Source organism: Streptomyces sp. WZ-12, from assembly GCF_028898845.1.
In the GTDB taxonomy this organism is placed as follows: Bacteria; Actinomycetota; Actinomycetes; order Streptomycetales; family Streptomycetaceae; genus Streptomyces.
Genome location: NZ_CP118574.1, coordinates 8,888,498 through 8,905,535 on the forward strand (window position 1 = coordinate 8,888,498; position 17,038 = coordinate 8,905,535).

A 17,038-nucleotide genomic window follows, 5' to 3' on the forward strand; every position below is an offset into this window, starting at 1 on the left:
CGCGTCAAGTCATCCTCAAGAGCGCAAAGATGGGGCGGGCATGGCCGCGGGGCCCCAGGAAGGTCAACCTTCGCCGTCAACTCCATGCGCTCTGTGGATCACCCGAGCTGCACATTCCTCCATCCCCGGCGATCTCTTCCGTCGTCCGGTCGCCGACCGTGCCGGTCGATCTCCCTCACCCCACGGCGTCCTGTCTCGTGCACCAGGTGCGAAATCAACGCGTGCAAGGGCGCGTTGACCCGCGTCAACACCGCCTCCCCGCCGGCTCGGGAGGAGATCGCCCCGTTGCCGATTCCGTCGAAGCCGCAGCCCAAAACGATTCTTCGAGATTTCGTACACGAGTGCATTTATGTGTTATACGCACTCAGGCCACGGGATCACGCCGCCCCCGCTATGCTCGCTGTCGCGCAGCGAGTTGTGGCGATTACCAAACGTCGTGACTGGCTGTCGTGGTGCCGCCGATCGCACGAGGGCTAGGGCGTCCTGGGACCCGGCCCCCTGCGTGCGGAACGCCGCCGTGGAATGCGCTGCGGCCAAGCAATTGGTGAGCGCGATCCCACGGTCGTCGATCTCGTGCAGGCGGCCTTCTCGTGGTGCCTACATCCCCCAAGTACGGCGCCCTGTCCATTCCTTTAGCACTCTGAGGAAGCCGATGGTTCGTGCTGGTTCGCCCTCCGGAGGGCCGAGTCCCGCCCCCACCCCAATATGGCTCTTGCCATCCACACTCCTGGCCGTGGGTACGTCCGTGGCGGCGTCGTTGACGCCTGCCGTGGCCCTCGTCCCGGTCATCTCGATCGGTGCCGTTGCGACGCTGGTGGTGGCCGTCGCGACCGGGAAAACGGCACGTCAAACACGTGCACTCGAAAGGCTGCGAGCGGAGAGCGCCGCGCGGGAGGCAGTTCTGAAGGGCCACCTGGCCCAACAGGAAGCCGAATCCGTACGGATGGCCAAGGAGACCCTGCCCGCGGCCCTGGCCCGCCTCCAACAAGGCGACCGGGCCGAAGAGGTGATGCAGAAGATCGTCCATGTCTCCGCCGTCAGCCCCGAGTTCGAAGCCGCGTACCGGGCGGTGCTGCGCTGCGTCCTGGAGGCCGTCGAGGTCGAGGAGGACCTGCGCGACTCCGCACAGCGGGCCTTCGTCAACATCGCGCGGCGCGTCCAGGCGATCGTCCACCAACAGTCCCAGGAACTACGGGAAATGGAGGACAAGCACGGCCATGACCCGGACGTCTTCGGTGACTTGCTGCGCCTGGACCACCGCACCGCGCTGATCGGCCGCCTCGCGGACAGCATCGCCGTACTTGGTGGGGCCAGGCCCGGCCGGCAATGGCAGCAGACCATCCCGCTGTTCAACGTGCTCCGCGGCGCGATGTCCCGGATCCTCGACTACCAGCGCGTCGATCTGCACTCCGTGGCCGAGGTCGGCATCCTCGGACGAGGGGTCGAGCCGCTGATCCACGCCCTGTCCGAACTGCTGGACAACGCCACCCGTTACTCACCGCCCCAGACCCGGGTCCATCTGACCGCGACCGAGATCCAGACCGGTGTGGCCATCGAGATGGAGGACGCCGGAATCGGCCTGACCGACGAGGCCCGCACGCGCGCCGAGCGGGCCCTGGCGCAGGACTCGCCCACCGGCCTCGACCTCGACGACCTGGGGGAGTCGCCACGACTCGGCCTGGCCGTGGTCGGCCGACTGGCCCGCACCAACAAGTTCAAGGTCTCCTTCCGGAGTTCGGCGTACGGCGGCGTCCGCGTCGTGCTGATCGTTCCGCCGGAGCTGATCACCGCGACTCCGGTGCCCGGCGGGGCCATTGCCAAGGCCACCGTCCTGCCGCCACCGCGACGTCACGGCGGTCCGATGCGCCGCTCGCCGGGGATCGAGGAGGCCATGCCGGCCATCGCTCCGCGCAGCGCCAACGGGCTCCCGCAGCGCAGGCGTCGAACCCGCGCCGTGATCCCACCCCTGCGGCAGAAGCCCGCGCCCTGCACCACCGGACCCGACACCCCGGTGTCGGCCGGTCCGCCCGCGCAGGCCGGACTGTGGCTGGCCGCTTTCCAGGAGGGCATCTCCGGTGAGTCCCGGGTCGATTCCCCCAACCGTCCCGAAGGCCCGAGCGATGAAGAGCCCGAGACTAACTGAGTCATTAGGTAAGGATGAGTAAGTAAGTGGCGACACAGCAGCGGCTCAATATGAATTGGATGCTGGAGGGCCTGGCGTCCAGTGTTCCGCACACCCGCGATGTCGTGGTGCTGTCCTCGGACGGTTTGTGCATGGCCCAGCACGGTACGGACGAGGAAACCGCGGATCGCCTCGCCGCGGCCTGTGCCGGTCTACAGAGCCTGTCCGCGGCCATCGCCACGGAATTCCCCAACGGCGACGGGCAGATGAAGCTGGTCGTCATCGAGGTCAACGGCGGGTTCTTCTACCTCATGGCAGCCGGCGCCGGGGCATATCTGGCGGTGCTGGCCGATGACGACGTGGACGCCGGCCTCATGGGACAGGGAATGCGGGACCTGGTCGCCCGGATCGGCCAACACCTCACCAGCCCGCCGCGGGCCGACCAGTAGGCCCGATGAGCGACTCGAAACCAGAAGAGCACGGGCATTGGGAAGAAGGCGGCCCCGAGCGCCTCTACGTCCTGACATCAGGCCGGAGCGTACCGGGCGAATCGGCGCCCTTGGACATGGTCACGCTGATCGTGACCCGGAACCGTGCCTCTTCGAGTATGCAGCCAGAACAGGCCGCCATCCTCCGGATATGTGACTACCCGCTGTCGATCGCCGAGATCTCCGCGTACGTCCATCTGCCGGTCAGCGTGGTCACGGTACTGCTCGCGGATCTCTTGGAGAGCGGTCATATCGAAGCCAGGGCACCGATTCCGACCGCGTCGTTGCCCGATGTCGAAGTGTTGGAGGCGGTGATGCATGGACTGCAAAATCTCTGAGCCCGTCGTCGGCCCCCGGAGCGAGGACATCCTGCCGGCTACGGTCTCCGCCGCGGTCAAGGTGGTGATCGTCGGCGGTTTCGGAGTGGGGAAGACCACCCTGGTCGAATCGGTCAGCGAGATTCGCCCGCTGACCACCGAGGAGACCATGACACAGGCCGGTGTGGGGGTTGACGACCTCGCCGGAGTCGAGCGCAAGACCCAGACGACCGTGGCGATGGACTTCGGTCGGATCAGCCTGAGCAACGAAATGGTGCTGTACCTCTTCGGCACCCCGGGCCAGCAACGCTTCTGGTTCCTGTGGAACGGCCTTTTCGAGGGCGCGTTGGGCGCGGTGGTCCTGATCGACTCCCGGCGCCTGGACGACAGCTTCGACGTGGTGGGGCGGCTTGAGGAGCGCGGCCTGCCCTTCGTCGTCGCCATCAACGCCTTCCCGGACGCCCCCTCCTACCCCATGGCCGAGCTCCGCGCGGCGATGGACCTCCCCGATGACGTACCCATGGTCGACTGCGATGCCCGCGACCGTGCCTCCAGCCGCGACGCACTACTGACCCTCGTGCACTACCTGTACACCCTCACCACCCAAGCCTCGGAGCCCCGGTGACCTCCTTTCACACCAATCAACCCAGTACGACCCCGGCATCCGGACCGCCGCCGCAGTGCCCCGCCCATGCCCGCACCGGGAACGCCGACGGCCTGGCACGGCTCTTCGGACCCGAGATCGCCGACGACGCACCGGGCTTCTTCGAACGGCTGCGGGCCCAACACGGCTCCGTGGCACCCGTCCTCGTGGACGGCGACCTGCCGGCCTGGCTCGTCCTCGGCTACCGCGAGAACCTCGAAGTGCTGCGCACCGCTTCCCGTTTCTGCCACGACTCGCGCATCTGGCACTGCTTCAAGGAAGGCCGGGTCCCGGCCGACTCACCACTCATGCCAGCCCTCGCCTGGCAGCCCGTCTGCCTCTTCATGGACGGCGAGGAGCACGAGCGGCTCCGCGTCGCGATCACCGAGAGCATGGGGCGGTTCGACCGCCGCGGCATCCGCCGCTGCGTCACCCGGTCCGCCAACCAGCTGATCGACGACTTCATCGGCGACGGACAGGCCGACCTCGTAAGCCAGTTCGCGGTCCAACTACCCCTGCGCGTGGTGGCACAGCTCCTCGGCATGGCGGAGGAGGACGGGCCGCGGCTGGTCGAGGCGGCCCGAGACCTGCTGATGGGCACGGAGACCGCCGTCGAGAGCAACGCCTACCTGATGAAGTCGCTGGAGCAGCTCGTCGCCACCAAACGAGCCGTGTCCGGCCCCGATTTCACCTCGTGGCTGATGGCGCACCCGGCCCACCTCACGGACGAGGAAGTAGCCCACCACCTACGGATCGTCCTTCTCGCCGCGAACGAGAACACCACCAATCTGACCGCCAACACCCTGCGGATGGTCCTCACCGACCCGCGCTTCCGGGCATCGCTGACGGGCGGCAGCATGACCCTGCCCGACGCGCTGGAACAGATGCTGTGGGACGAACCTCCGACCGCGGTGATGCCCGCGAGGTGGGCCACCGGCGACACGGAGCTCGGCGGTCAGTCCATCAAGGAGGGGGACATGCTCCTCCTCGGCCTGGCCCCCGGCAACAGCGACCCCGCGATCCGCCCGGACCTCTCGGTCGCCATGCAAGGCAACCGCTCCCACCTCGCCTTCAGCGGCGGGCCGCACGAGTGCCCCGGCCAGGAGATCGGCCGGGCCATCATCGACACGGGCATCGACGTCCTGCTGACGCGGTTGCCCGATATCGAACTGGCCGTTCCCGAGGGTGAGTTGAAGTGGGTGTCCCACTGGATCGCCCGCCACCTGACGGAACTACCGGTGAAGTTCACCGCGGGCCCCGGCGTGACTCGCCCCGCGCCAGCCGGTACGTCGGGGAATGCCGAGCAGAGTGAACACGTCCTTCAGGGTCTCGCGCCCGGCGGTCCGCTCGTCGCGGGTGGGGCTCCCGGATCAACTCCCGCAGTGAGTGCGCCCGGAGTGCGTCCGTCCTGGTGGGGCCGGTTGAAGGGGTGGCTGTCAGGAAAGTAGCCCGGTGCCGAGGGGCGCGCGGCGTGCGCCCCTCGGCACGGTGAGGGGCGCCGTTGCTCCCGTCACCGGTGCGGCCACAGTGGTTCCGTAGGCCCGACCGTCAGACTCTCAGTGGGGTGCCCGCCTTGCCTGCCGGGGCGGGTTGCGGTGCGTACACAGTGCTGTAGGAGTTCGCGGCCAGAATCCTGTCCAACCCTCCCGCCGCCACGAGTCCTTGGTAGACCAGCTCGACAACGGCATCCTCACAGGACTCCTCGCAGGGGCTGGCTATGGCCGAGAGCAGCCACCCTGCGATGTCGTGGATGACGTCGGGCTGGTGCCAGCCGTCCGCGTAGTCCAGCCCCGAACCGTCCGCGCCACGGCTCGCGGTCAGACGGATGGCGCTGGCCGCACAGGGCTCGTGGACCGGGCAGTTGTGCAACTGCCGGAGCATGTCCTGCCAGGTCGTCGCCGAGGCGTCGAACGCGGTCGCGTGGATGCTCGGGCGCCGAGCTGCTGCCATGCCGGCAGCGGACTGCGCCCTGGCCAGTCTCTCCGCGAACCGGTGTCGTTCTCCTACCAATCCGTACATATCGGAGGTCAGTAGCACGAGACGCGGCGGCCAGTCCCGTGCTGCGCAGATCAGCCCGCGCACTCCCATGATCAGGGCGACTCCGGGGCCCATCCAGCGGGCGGTGTTCCCGGTCTCGTCCATTTCGATGAACTGGTCGTAGATGTCCGCGACCGCTTTGGAGTGTCCGCTGGACAGTAACCGGCGTCGAACGGCCGGGATGTCCGCCTCCATAGCCGGGAGCGGCCCCCACTCAATGACGTTGCTCAGCATCCCGGTGGCCTTGACCAACTCCCGGGCACCGGGCGGCAGTTGTACCTGATACCACGGAACGTTCCCCCAAGCCAGATCCGTGATGGCCCGGACCTTCAAGGCGTTGCGCACCAGGTGCATCCTCCGGCACAGCAGGATCAGGTCATCGAGGGTGTGCGTGGCGTCGTCGGGGATCTCGTGCAGTCGCGTCTCGATGTGCTTCCGCAGCTCACGGCCCTGGTCCCAGTTGCCTTCCCCATAGTCGGAGAAGCCGTAGTAGAGGTTGATCAGCGTCGCGAGCTGCTGGACGTTCTCGGACTCTCCCCGTCGTCCAAGGCGTGACGTGAGACCCCAACCGAGGTGGATGGACAGGCTGGTGCGTGGCTTGCCGTCCTCCATCCTCGGAGTCTCCTTCCAAGGGGTGGGGTCGCTGTGGGCGAGGGCGTCGTCCGGTCGTGCATGGGCGATGTGGACGCACGAGTTCAGGGCGGTGGCGAACCACGCCCCTTTGTGCACCTCCCACTCGAAGCGTGCGCTCTCGCCCTCGGCGTACCCGAGGCCGCACACGGCCAGACCCTGCCGCAGGCAGGCGTCGAGGTCACCGTTGCGGGCCAGCGCCTCGCGCACCACACCGTGGGCTTCGAGGGACAGGGCGTCATCGGCACCCCACCAGGAAGCATCGGTGCCGGTGGGACGGGACTTCCCCAGCAGTCTCGCGTACAGGTCGCGCAGAGCGAAGTCGAGGGCGGTGTCCTCCGGGCCGGTGCCCAGAAGAAGTTCGCCGGAGCGCGCGATCCAGCGGATGCCCGTACACACCAGGCAACCGTCAGAGTGGTTGGAGCGGACTGGGTGGGTGCTGTACGGCGCGTCCTTCCCGAACCGGGTTGCCGTACAGAGATTGAGGTCGTAGGCCAGCCGGTCGGGCACGAGGGTGCCGTCGGTCTGCCAGGCCGGGGCATCCAGCAATGCTCGCAGGGCGTCCTTCCGTGCCATCGCAAATCCTCCGCTGACGTAGAAACAGGAAGACCTTGCCGTCGGACCGAGGCCGTGTCCGCGACAGTCGACAAGCCTGAAGCCCACAGATCCGGCCTCAGCCGCCCGGCTGCAACACCGCCGTGGCCGAGAGGGGGCGATCCCGGGTCGTAGCCGACCGCGAGGTGCGTCGGACATCACGACGCACCGCTCCGCGCGCATGACGCGCCTGGCAGCCCACGGGCGAGGACGGACGGCGCCGATCATGAGGCGCCACGTCCAGTACGTGCATCAGGGATGCGGTATGCGACACAGCAAGGCTCCTCACGAACGTGGTAGAGCACCTGGCGCACTTGCCTCGGGAATCGGCCACCTGGTCCGAGGGGACAGAATCGCGCAGCATCGCACCGGTGTACAGAGGGCTTCCCGAGTCACTGCACGTCAGCGATGCGCGCCTTTGGCCGATTTGTGAGCACGAGGGGGCGGAGTGCAGCAGGTGTGGTGCCGCGTGGCTCAGCCGGGATCGGCTCTACTCTGAGGCACCGGGCGGGAGTTCGGGGCGTCGCCAACGGCCGGTACGCCCGTGCGGGGCGGGAGCGGACCCGGCATCACGCGCCTCGCGGGGCGGGTGCCCTGGACGAGGAGATCCCGGGTTCCGCCCCGCCCCGACGCCAACGCTCCCGTACCTGCCCGGGCGACGGATCACCCGCCCGCGATCGGGCCGAGGTAGGTGCCGCCGGAGGCATCGATGGTCTGCCCGGTCACCCAGCGCCCCCGCGGACCCGCCAGGAAGCCCACCACCTCTGCGACGTCTCCCGGCTCGCCGATCCGTCCGAGCGCGGTGATCGACTCAAGTCCGGCCACCGCCTCGGGAACGCCGGTCCACTCGGCGGTCATGTCGGTCAGCACCACCCCGGGTTCGACCGTGTTCACCGTGATCCCGCGCCGGCCCAGTTCGTTGGCGAGCGACGGGCCGAGGGCAGCCAGCGCGGCCTTGGTGACGGTGTAGCCGATCTGGAGTGGATTCGCGATCCTGGCGGCCGCCGAGCCCACGTTGACGATCCGTCCGCCGTCCCTCAGCAGGGGCAGCGCCCGCTGGACCACGAAGATCGGCGTGCTCACGTTGATCGCCAGAAGTCGCTCCCACTCCTCCTCCGTGAGCTGCCCGATCGAACTGACCGAGTGGATACCCGCATTGTTGACAAGGATGTCCAGGCCGTCCGCCCCGTGGTCCGCCAATCCGGCGGTGAGCCCCTCGAACAGTGAGTCCACCGCACCGCTCTCGCCGAACCTGGCCCGCACCGCGAACGCCCGACCCCCGGCCCCGCCGATCTGTGCCACGGTCTCCGCGGCGGCCGCGTCGTTGCCGCCGTAGTGGACCGCGACCAGCGCCCCCTCGGCGGCGAGCCGCAGGGCGACCGCGCGCCCGATCCCGCGCGAGCCGCCCGTCACCAGTGACGTCCTGCCGTCCAGTTCCCCCACGATCGCCTCTCCCCTCGTGCCGCCCCGGCCGAATCCGGGACCGGTCTCACGTACGTCCGAAGTTCCGCGCTGCCAAAGGGACGAAGGCGTCCAAGGCCAGTGTGTGACGACCGGTCTGAACACCCTCTCGACCGCACTGTACGTGAGGACCGGCGACGGGATCGGGGGAACGCGATAGCTGGCCGGCTACGCTCCTGCGCCTCCCACGCCCGCAGTCGATCGAGCCGGACGGCGACGCCCTCGAAGGCCAGCTCGACCTGGAACACCATGGCGGGCTGACCTTCGAGGGCGTCACGAACAGGGTTACCCAGCGAGTCCGGGCGATGGCCGCCGGCATCCGGCACGCCCACCAGACCGGTACACCCTGTGCCGGGCGGCCCGGGACCGCGGGCGGACCACCGGCGCCATGGTCACGGTGCCGATCCCGTCGGGGGCTCGGCGACCGGCGCCACCCGCGGCCGGGCCAGCCGGCGGTAGTCCTCCGTGTCCAGGGCGAGGGACAGGTGCAGTGCGGCCGCGTTGAAGAAGATCTCGCGGTGGGCGAGGAGAGCGGGGTCGACGATCAACTCCAACTCGGGGTCGAAGGAGAAGGGGACGATGGAGCCGCTGACGCAGCCGGAGAGGCGTTCCGCGGTGGCCTGGTCGGCGAAGGACACGTGGCGCGCCTCGTAGAGTTCCTTGACCCGGTCGAGGTCCACCCGCCGGTCGCCGGGGACGACGGCGAGGGCGAACCGCGAGGACTTCTTGGTGACCTTGACGCGCATGACGATGCACTTGGCCGCCTGGTCCAGGGGGTGCCCGCGGAGCTCGCTGACGATGTCCGTGCGGCCCTCTGGGGCGTGTTCGATGAGGCGGTGGCGGGCCCCGCCGTCCTGGAGCAGGGCCAGGAGCCGGTCCGACGTGGCGACGGGGGTGTCGTCCGCCGGCGGGGTCGGGTCGGCCGGTGCGTGGGTTTCGGGGGAGAACGTGTCTGTCGCCATCAGCCCCACACCACCGCGGAGTTGAGCGACTCGTCGGCGAAGCCCATGAAGAAGCCCATGGTGAGGCGGTCGGTGCCGGTGACCCGCTCGATGGAGTGGTACTGCGTGGGGTTGATCAGGTACACGTCCCCGGTCTGCGGCTTGAACTCGTGGCAGGGGTGGCCCTCGACCACGGTCTCGTCGTACCCGAGGCCACCTTGGATCTTGTACGTCTCGTCCGCGGGCTGCCAGGGCTTGCGGTACATCCGCAGCTCGCCGCCCTCGTCGCACTCCTGGAGGCAGACCACGCAACTCAGTTGGTAGGCAAGGCCGGTGAGGGCGATGCCGGTGCCCCGGGCGTCCCGCATGATGTTGTCGTTGTGCAGCGGGTTGCGCACGCCGTCGGCGTGGATGCGGACGACGGAGGCGGCGTAGTCGCGGCCGTCCGGTTCCTGCGCGACGGAGACCGCATCCAGGCCGAGGGCGTTCTTCAGGCCGGTGCGGACCTGGCCGGCGAGGTCGAAGTCGGCGGAGTCGAGCATGTTGCGGGCCTCGTCGGCCGCCTGGAAGTAACCGTCCAGGTCGTTGAGGTACTTGGCCAGGTAGGGGCCGATGGTGGTGAGGGCGCCGTTGGCGTAGCTCGTGGTGGAGGCGTTGGCGAAGAGCTTGCCGACGCGGGTCAGGTTGTCGGCGAACGCCTCGGCGGGCAGCAGGTTGCGCAGTACGACCACCGCGCTCTCGCCGTGGGCGAGTTGGCGGAGCAGGTCGGGGTCGGGCCGCTCGGCGGCGGTGTCGATGACGACGCGGGTCCAGGTGTCAGTCGTGGGCATGGATCGGCGCTCCTTCGAGGTCGTAACGGTTGCGGGGGCCGGAGCTCGTGGTCCACGGGATCTCCGTGACGCTGTCGGGCTTCAGCGGCTCCCAGTGGTCCGCGGGGGCGAGGTCGGGGATCACCTCCGAGGAGATCACCAGCGAGCGTGCGGTCTGGAGCCGGAACATGCCGAAGTAGCGCGGCGCCATGGTGTCCGGCGAGGTCCAGTGGATGACGTACGCCCCGTAGGGGTTCACCGCGATGGCGTTGCCCGAACTCCCGCCCCGGGGAATGGCGTTGAGGCGGTCCAGGGTCTCCTGCTCGTCCAGTCGGCGGGTGCCGGCGGGGACGATGTAGTCGAAGTACTCGCGGGAGTCGAACTCCGAACCCTCCATGCCGAGCAGGCGGTGGACCGTCGGCTGGAAGCCGTTGTGCAGGAACAGCCAGGGGAAGGAGCCGGCGCGCTCCAACGGGTGGGTGAACTGCGGCCCGTGGTTCTTGGCCAGAGTGGCGTGCCGGGCGTGCACGGCCAGGAAGTCGGTGGAGAGGTGCGGCACGGGCGATTCGTGGCTGCTCTCGGCGAGCGGACGGACGTCCCGGTGGCGCCCCAGTCCGAACGGGGCGTCCGGCTGGCGCCAGACCGCGCCCCAGCCGTTGGGGTGCACGTCGGTGGGTCCGTCGTGGTCGGCGGTGCGGCCACAGCTCATCGCCTCGGCGGCGGCCAGGATGTCCGCGGCGCGGAAGTCCCCTGTGGCCACGATGAGTCGGCACATGGCGGGTCAGCCTCGCAATCGGTGGGCGACGAGTGAATGCAGCAGTGCGGGGACGCGGTCGGCGGGGCCGCCGCTGACGACCACCCGGCCGGCGGAGCCGGTGTGCCTGGCGAGGTCGGAGGCGAGCGCCGGCAGGTCGTCCGCGGACAGTGCGGAGCGGTCCGGCGGGGGAGCGGCGCGGTGGATCTCGATCGTGATGCCCGGCTCCTGGAGGGCCTCGGCGGCGGCCAGTTCGGCTTCGGACACGGCCGATATCTGGCCGGCGATGCCACCGGTGCCGACGGGCGGTGACGACGGTCCTACCGGTGTCGCGTCGCCGAGGTGACTGGCGAAGGCCAGTTCCGCCCAGTCGGCGCCGGTCGCCTTCTCGACGAGCGCCACCAGCCCTCCGCCGGAGAGCCGGAACCCCATCTCCACGAAGACCGGGCCGGTCGGGCCCTGGAGGACATCGAGGTGGAAGGGGCCGGCGCGGTAGCCGGCGGCGTCCAGGCATGCCTGGGCCAGCGCGTGCAGCTCGGGCGGTGCGTCCGTGCCTGGCCGGGCCACGTGGCCGACCTCCCGGAAGCCCGACAGCCCGGGCTCGCCAGGCACCTCCTCCAGACTGGTGAGTTTCTCGCAGACGCTCAGCAGTACGGCACTGCCTTGGTGGGCGACGCCCTGGAGCGAGAGTTCGGGGCCCTTGACGAACTCCTCCGCCACGATGCCGGAGAACGCGCCGCCGCCGTAGTTGGCCAGCGCGCGGATGCGGTCCAGGGCGCGGCGGCGCTGCGCCGCGCCGTCCACGAGAAGTACGCCGAGCCCACCACCGCCGTCCGCCGGCTTGATGACCTGCGGGAAGCCGAGCCCATCGGCCGCGCCCTGGTCGCCCAAGTCCAGTGAGAGGAAACGGGGTTGGGCCACCTGAGGGGCGCCGCGCAGCAGGGCCTCGCGCTGCTCGCGCTTGTCCAGCGGCCGGAAGTCGACGCCGGCGCCCGGCCACGGTGCCACCCGCAACGCCTCGGCCAGGGCGAACCCAGCGTAGACGTAGCGCTCGAAGCCGGTCAGGACCAGGCCGGGCGCCACCCCGGCCGCGGTGAGTGCGGCGCGGATCGCGTCCGGGTCCTGCGGCCGGGCCACAGCCACCTCGACGTCGAACTCCCGCCGGCCGAGCAGCCGTCGCCAGCGCAGATAGGCGGGCGTCTCGACCAGCACCGCCCGCATGCCGCGGCGGCGCGCGCAGTCCAGGTACGGGTCCAGGCCGTCCCGGGTGGCGCCTACTTGTACGAAGTCCCCCGGGGGATTGCCGGTCGTCACGGTCACCGGCCGGAGAGCAGTTCGGGCACGACGGGGCCGTCGGCGCTGTGCCGGGTGTGGACGATCTGCTTGTGCGGGTCGCCTTCGAGGATGGCGTCGATGAGTTCGCCGCCGACGGGGGTGGGGCTGGGCAGACGGAGCGAGCTGGTGTACAGGACCTTGAGCTGATCCACCGTCAAACCCGTGATTTCTTCCAGGTGTTCGGTGACCTGGGCCGCCGCGACGCCGGTGGTCGGGGTCGAGCCGCCCAGGAGTTCGTGGATGAGCGGGGCGTGCGGGAGGAGGTCCGGCTGCTCGGCGGTGAGGTACGCCTCCAGGTTCGTGCCCTTCTCGGTGAACGGCGCGTGGACCATGGCGACGAGCTGCTCCTCGGTGAGGCCGTATGCCTGGGCCGCGTAGGCGTCCATGGCGGCCCGCATCTGGTCGGCCCGGCCCTCGTAGCGCTCCCGCATGAGCGTGACGAGCTGCGGCGGGAACTCCTTCTTGTGCATGAGGGAGATGGCGAACTCGACGTAGCCGGCGAGCCCTTCGGCGTAGGACTGGCCGTAGCGGTGCTCGCACTTGAGGGCGCGCAGGTGCGCCATCAGCGCGGGGTTGCCGCAGTCGGACTCGGTGAAGCTGAAGGCGATGTCGTCGAAGCGGAAGCCGAGGTGCTCGGTGAGCAGCTCCCAGTGGTCGCCGGAGGCGTAGGCGGTGTCGTCGTAGATCGAGAAGAACTGCAGGCCGGTGCGGACGTCGGTGGTGATGGCGTGCTCGGCGATGACCTCCGGGGCGTCGGGGCCGTGGATGTCGGTGAAGTACGCCTGCGAGATGTTGTTGAGCGAGGCGAGGAAGCCCCGGAATCCGGCGCGCATGTCGCGCGGCGGCTGGAGGCCGAACCGCCGGGCGAGCCGGGTGACCCACAGGTAGTAGTCCCGCTGCTCCTGTTGGGAGTCGCCGGTGATGATCAGGTCGACGCCGCCGTCGTACCCCGCGGCCAGGCCGAAGGAGTTGACCATGCTCAGGTTGCAGGCGTTGCAGAACGTCGGGCGGGCGTCCGCGGCCGTGCGGTGGCCGGTCATCAGGATGTCGAGGCGGTTGCGGCCCACGACGTCGTCCGTCTGCGGCAGCGTGGCGTCGAAGGGGCGCACCTGCTGGCCGTCGATCAACAGCAGCTCGCAGTCGGGGTCGTTCAGCAGGTGCAGGGAGCGGTAGGCCCGGTCGATGTTGTCCATCACGGCCTGCGGCATGCCCGCGTGCCGGTTGGTGGCGACCCGCATCGTGAAGGTCCGGCCGTGCTCCTGGGAGAGGATGAGCTGCATGGTCCGGACGAAGGCGAGGGTGTAGGAGCTGTCCTTGCCGCCGCCGTAGGCCACCAGGACGACATTGCGGGCGAGTTGGGCCTTGTCGGGGAGGGCGTCGTAGAGGCGGGCGGCGCAGCGGACGGCGCCCTCGTAGTTCTCCTGGGACAGTACGGCCCGCAGCTCCCGGAGGGCCGTGGCATGGTCGGGCGCCGCTGAGGGCGCGGTCGTGGACACGTCAGTCGTCATGACGGACAAGCACCTCTTTCAACCGGACTAACGGTGGGCCGGCACCATGAGCAGGCGCGGGTGAGGGAGAAACTGGTCTGATGGCCTGGCGGTTGCGCCAGAAGAAGGGAGGAAAGCAAGGTGGCCGGGCGGGATCACCGGTCAACTCGACGCTGAGAGAAGGGAATTCGGCTCAGCGCGGCCAGGTGCCTGCACGGGAAACACCCGATGACACACCGGGGGATCTGGTGCGGTCCCGTAGGGACGCCCCATCAGGTGTGCGGGAGAAAAGGAAAGCCATCCGGAATGTGCCCCCGTCCGGAAACTTCAGTGCTTACGGACTTGCTGTCCGGGGCCCACTCTTGATCACGAATCTCAGCCTTGTCAATCATCTCGTTTCAGGATGTGGACCGTCCGAGTAATCGTTAAATCGTGAACAGGGCGGCGGGAGTTGGCCTGTTGTTCACCCGGCGTCGCGGGCCGATTGGCCGGAATGAGTTCCCGGCCAACGCCCGCGCAATGCCGCCAATGCGGCGTGGAGAGCGGGGCGACGGCCGGCCTGGGAGCGCCAAACGGCCGAAACTCGACGGTGGGGCGGGGGCTGCATCGGGACGACGCGAACGGTGGACGGCAGGTCGCCGCGGCCCAACCGGGGCAGCATCGTCACGCCCAACCCGGCCGTCAGAAGGGCGATTTGGGACTCGTATTCCTCGATCTGATAGGCAATGTCCGGTTCGATGCCGAGATCGGAGAAACAACGCACCAGCCACTCATGGCACATGGCGCCGGAGCCCTGCCCGATCCACCGCTCTTCCCGCAGGTCGTACGGGGTGAGCGCGGCCCGGTCGGCGAGCGGGTGGCCGGCCGGCAGCGCCACGTCGGCGATGTCCTCGCCCAGTTCGACGACCGACAGCGAGGCCGGCAGCGTCAGCGGGGTGTTGTGCCAGTCGTGCACCACCGCGAGATCCGCCTCGCCGCGCACCACCAGGCTGACGGCGCGGTTGGGGTCGGATTCCAGCAACCGGCAGTCCAGCGCGGGGTAGCGCCCGGCCAGGCCGGCGAGTGCGGCGGCGACGAAGCCGCGGCAGGCGGTGGGGAAGGCGGCGAGCACCAGGCGCCCGGTGGGCTGATCGCGCTGTTCCTCCAGGCGCGAGCGGGTCCGCTCCAACACCGCCACGACCTCATCGGTGGCCTCCGCGAGCAGCCATGCCGCGGGGGTGAGCTCCACCTTGCCGCCCTGCCGGTCGAGCAGCGCGGAGCCGGTCTCGCGCTCCAACTTGGCGATCTGCTGGGAGATGGCGGACGGGGTGTAGCCCAGTGCCGAGGCGGCACCCGTCATCGTGCCGTGGGTGGCCACGGCGCGCAGGGCGCGCAGGCGGTTGAGGTCGAACATGAAGCGATGCTAATACCCCACCTTCAGCAGCCTTCGCTGGCCCTGACGTGCGAAGACTGTTGAGATGGGCGTCCAGAAGGAGCACGTCCACAGGAGCCATCGGCATGAAGCCCGTACACGTTGCCTTGGCGGTGGTCGTAGCCGCCGTATGGGGCGTCAACTTCGTCGTGATCGACGTGGGGTTGCGCGATTTCCCCCCGCTGCTCTTCTCCGCGGTGCGATTCCTGTTGGCCGCCCTGCCGGCGGTCTTCTTCGTCGGACCGCCGAGGGTTCCCTGGCGCTGGGTCATCGCGGTCGGCGTCGCGCTCGGCATCATGAAATTCGGCATGTTGTTCATCGGCATGCACGAGGGGCTGCCCGCGGGCCTGGCCTCCCTGGTGCTCCAGGGGCAGGCGGTGTTCACCGTGTTGTTCGCCGCCGTCCTGCTCAAGGAGCGCCCCCGACGGGTGCAGATCGTCGGCATGGCCATCGCCGCCGCGGGCATCGTGCTCGCCGGGCTGGACTCGACGGCCGGCACGCTCGGCGGATTCCTGCTGGTCGTGGGCGCGGGAGCGTGCTGGGGCCTGTCGAACATCGCGATGCGCAGGGCCAGTCCGCCGGACACCTTCCGCTTCATGGTCTGGGTGAGCGTCGTGCCGCCCATCCCGCTCGCGCTCCTCTCCATCCCCTTCGAGGGCTGGGACGCGGACCTCCGCGCGCTACAGCACCTCAACGTCAGCGGAGTGGGTGCCGCGCTCTATGTGGCGTGGGGGGCAACGCTGTTCGGATTCGCCGCATGGGGATATCTGCTGCGTACCTATGACGCCCCGACCGTGGCGCCGTTCTCGTTGCTCGTCCCGATATTCGGCCTGGCCTCCGCCTGGGTTTTCCAGGGGGAGCGCATGACGGCACTGACCTTCTGTGCCACCGGCCTCGTCATCGCCGGTATTGCGGTCGGAATGCTGCGCCGCCCGAAGAGGGCGGTAGCGGTGGAGAGCGAGCCGACGGCCGCCCCGGTCGCGGCGCCCTGAGGTCCCCACCGCAGACGAGTTCGCCAACGCACCACGAGGACCGCCCCTTTCGCAGGGGCGGTCCTCGTCGTGTGTGCGCCCCCGGCCGGCCGCCTTGGGTAATTCGATGGAATCGATTGACTCCTTCCGGGAAGTGAATTTACCTTTTGTTTAGCGAGAGTTCACTCTCTGTGAATGATGAAGTGTGGTTGTTGTGACGACCGTCTCACGCCCGGTTCCCGGGCCCTTGGAACACCGTTCTTGACCCCCGGAAAACCGGGCATACGGGCGCAATTACTCGGTGTGATTGATCTTGACGTCGCGACTTTCCGACTGCCAGGCTTACGGGAATTCGACGAGCACGGCCCTCAGTTGCCGACTCGTCAGGCGTAGCTGCGGCGATTGCCGGCACGCGCCAACGGGGGCATTTCCGCGAAGGGACATCGAGGTCCCGCGCACATTTCTCTTCCCCGGTGTTTCGCACCTCATCAATCGAGGGGAATCCACCCATGTCCGTAAAGACCGCCGAGCCGCCGGTGTCCGCGCCGGCCGACGCCGCCGAGGCCGTGGTGCGTGAATTCCTCGACCAGGGGTTCACCCACTTCACCGGCGTCCCCTGCTCGTTGCTCAAGGGCATCTTCCGTTACCTGGAGAGCCCGGCCAGCCCCGCCGCCTACCTGCCCGCACCCCGCGAGGACAGCGCGCTCGGCGTCGCCTCCGGGCTGGCCGTGGCCGGCGAACGCCCGGTCGTCCTGATGCAGAACTCCGGGCTCGGCTACTCCCTGAACGTCCTCACCTCCTTCAACCTCATCTACGACGTCCACCTGCCGCTCGTCGTGAGCTGGCGCGGCCACGACGGCAACGACGCGGTCGAGCACGACGTCATCGGCCGCGAACTGCCCCGCCTGCTGGACGTCTTCGACCTACCGTGGACCGTGCTCGACCCACAGGCACCCCGCCGCTCGGTCCGGGAATGCCTGGCGCACCACGACGGCGGCCGCCGCACCTCCGTCCTCGTCGTCCGGGAAGGGGTGTGAC

15 protein-coding genes are annotated in these 17,038 nt (G+C 69.2%); 7 read left to right on the forward strand and 8 right to left on the reverse strand.

Features of this window, described 5'->3' with window-relative positions; all coding sequences use genetic code 11:
• The first annotated feature begins 652 nt into the window (after positions 1 to 652).
• Genes PV796_RS39070 through PV796_RS39090 form a run of 5 tightly spaced genes read left to right on the forward strand, consistent with a single transcriptional unit; the run spans position 653 to position 5,018 of the window.
• Positions 653 to 2,143, forward strand: a complete 1,491-nt coding sequence (locus PV796_RS39070) for a sensor histidine kinase (protein WP_274918602.1) — start codon at positions 653 to 655, stop codon at positions 2,141 to 2,143.
• 50 nt (positions 2,144 to 2,193) lie between these two features.
• Positions 2,194 to 2,571, forward strand: coding sequence for a roadblock/LC7 domain-containing protein (locus tag PV796_RS39075; protein WP_274919391.1), 378 nt, complete (start codon positions 2,194 to 2,196; stop codon positions 2,569 to 2,571).
• A gap of 5 nt (positions 2,572 to 2,576) precedes the next feature.
• Positions 2,577 to 2,948 (forward strand): DUF742 domain-containing protein, encoded by a 372-nt coding sequence (locus tag PV796_RS39080; RefSeq protein WP_274918603.1) that lies wholly within the window; start codon positions 2,577 to 2,579, stop codon positions 2,946 to 2,948.
• Positions 2,929 to 3,552 (forward strand): GTP-binding protein, encoded by a 624-nt coding sequence (locus PV796_RS39085; protein ID WP_274918604.1) that lies wholly within the window; start codon positions 2,929 to 2,931, stop codon positions 3,550 to 3,552. The genes PV796_RS39080 and PV796_RS39085 overlap by 20 nt, the downstream gene beginning before the upstream one ends.
• Complete coding sequence (locus tag PV796_RS39090; RefSeq protein ID WP_274918605.1) at positions 3,549 to 5,018, forward strand: cytochrome P450; 1,470 nt, start codon at positions 3,549 to 3,551, stop codon at positions 5,016 to 5,018. The genes PV796_RS39085 and PV796_RS39090 overlap by 4 nt, the downstream gene beginning before the upstream one ends.
• A gap of 100 nt (positions 5,019 to 5,118) precedes the next feature.
• Here the strand turns inward: PV796_RS39090 and PV796_RS39095 are convergent, their stop codons facing one another.
• The 8 genes from PV796_RS39095 to PV796_RS39130 form a co-directional block, all read right to left on the reverse strand.
• Complete coding sequence (locus PV796_RS39095; RefSeq protein WP_274918606.1) at positions 5,119 to 6,813, reverse strand: hypothetical protein; 1,695 nt, start codon at positions 6,811 to 6,813, stop codon at positions 5,119 to 5,121.
• A gap of 681 nt (positions 6,814 to 7,494) precedes the next feature.
• Positions 7,495 to 8,274 carry an SDR family NAD(P)-dependent oxidoreductase gene (locus tag PV796_RS39100; protein ID WP_274918607.1) on the reverse strand — a complete coding sequence of 260 codons (780 nt, stop codon included), beginning with the start codon at positions 8,272 to 8,274 and terminating at the stop codon, positions 7,495 to 7,497.
• Between the two features lie 410 nt (positions 8,275 to 8,684).
• On the reverse strand, positions 8,685 to 9,254 hold the full coding sequence (locus PV796_RS39105; RefSeq protein ID WP_274918608.1) for a YbaK/EbsC family protein: 570 nt from the start codon (positions 9,252 to 9,254) through the stop codon (positions 8,685 to 8,687).
• A complete protein-coding gene (locus tag PV796_RS39110) occupies positions 9,254 to 10,063 on the reverse strand; it encodes a 2OG-Fe(II)-dependent halogenase WelO5 family protein (RefSeq protein WP_274918610.1) in 810 nt (269 codons plus the stop codon). Before PV796_RS39110 ends, PV796_RS39105 begins: the two co-directional genes overlap by 1 nt.
• A complete protein-coding gene (locus PV796_RS39115; RefSeq protein ID WP_274918611.1) occupies positions 10,050 to 10,817 on the reverse strand; it encodes a class II glutamine amidotransferase in 768 nt (255 codons plus the stop codon). The genes PV796_RS39110 and PV796_RS39115 overlap by 14 nt, the downstream gene beginning before the upstream one ends.
• 6 nt (positions 10,818 to 10,823) lie before the next feature.
• Complete coding sequence (locus tag PV796_RS39120) at positions 10,824 to 12,116, reverse strand: ATP-grasp domain-containing protein (RefSeq protein WP_274918613.1); 1,293 nt, start codon at positions 12,114 to 12,116, stop codon at positions 10,824 to 10,826.
• Entirely contained in the window at positions 12,113 to 13,639 is a 1,527-nt protein-coding gene (locus PV796_RS39125) for a PqqD family protein (protein WP_274918614.1), read from the reverse strand. The genes PV796_RS39120 and PV796_RS39125 overlap by 4 nt, the downstream gene beginning before the upstream one ends.
• Before the next feature lie 442 nt (positions 13,640 to 14,081).
• A complete protein-coding gene (locus tag PV796_RS39130; protein ID WP_274918615.1) occupies positions 14,082 to 15,011 on the reverse strand; it encodes a LysR family transcriptional regulator in 930 nt (309 codons plus the stop codon).
• A 104-nt stretch (positions 15,012 to 15,115) separates the two neighbouring features.
• Between PV796_RS39130 and PV796_RS39135 the strand changes: the two genes are divergently transcribed.
• Positions 15,116 to 16,021 (forward strand): EamA family transporter, encoded by a 906-nt coding sequence (locus tag PV796_RS39135; protein WP_274918616.1) that lies wholly within the window; start codon positions 15,116 to 15,118, stop codon positions 16,019 to 16,021.
• A 488-nt stretch (positions 16,022 to 16,509) separates the two neighbouring features.
• Positions 16,510 to 17,037, forward strand: a complete 528-nt coding sequence (locus PV796_RS39140; RefSeq protein ID WP_274918617.1) for a thiamine pyrophosphate-binding protein — start codon at positions 16,510 to 16,512, stop codon at positions 17,035 to 17,037.
• The last annotated feature ends 1 nt before the right edge of the window (position 17,038 follow it).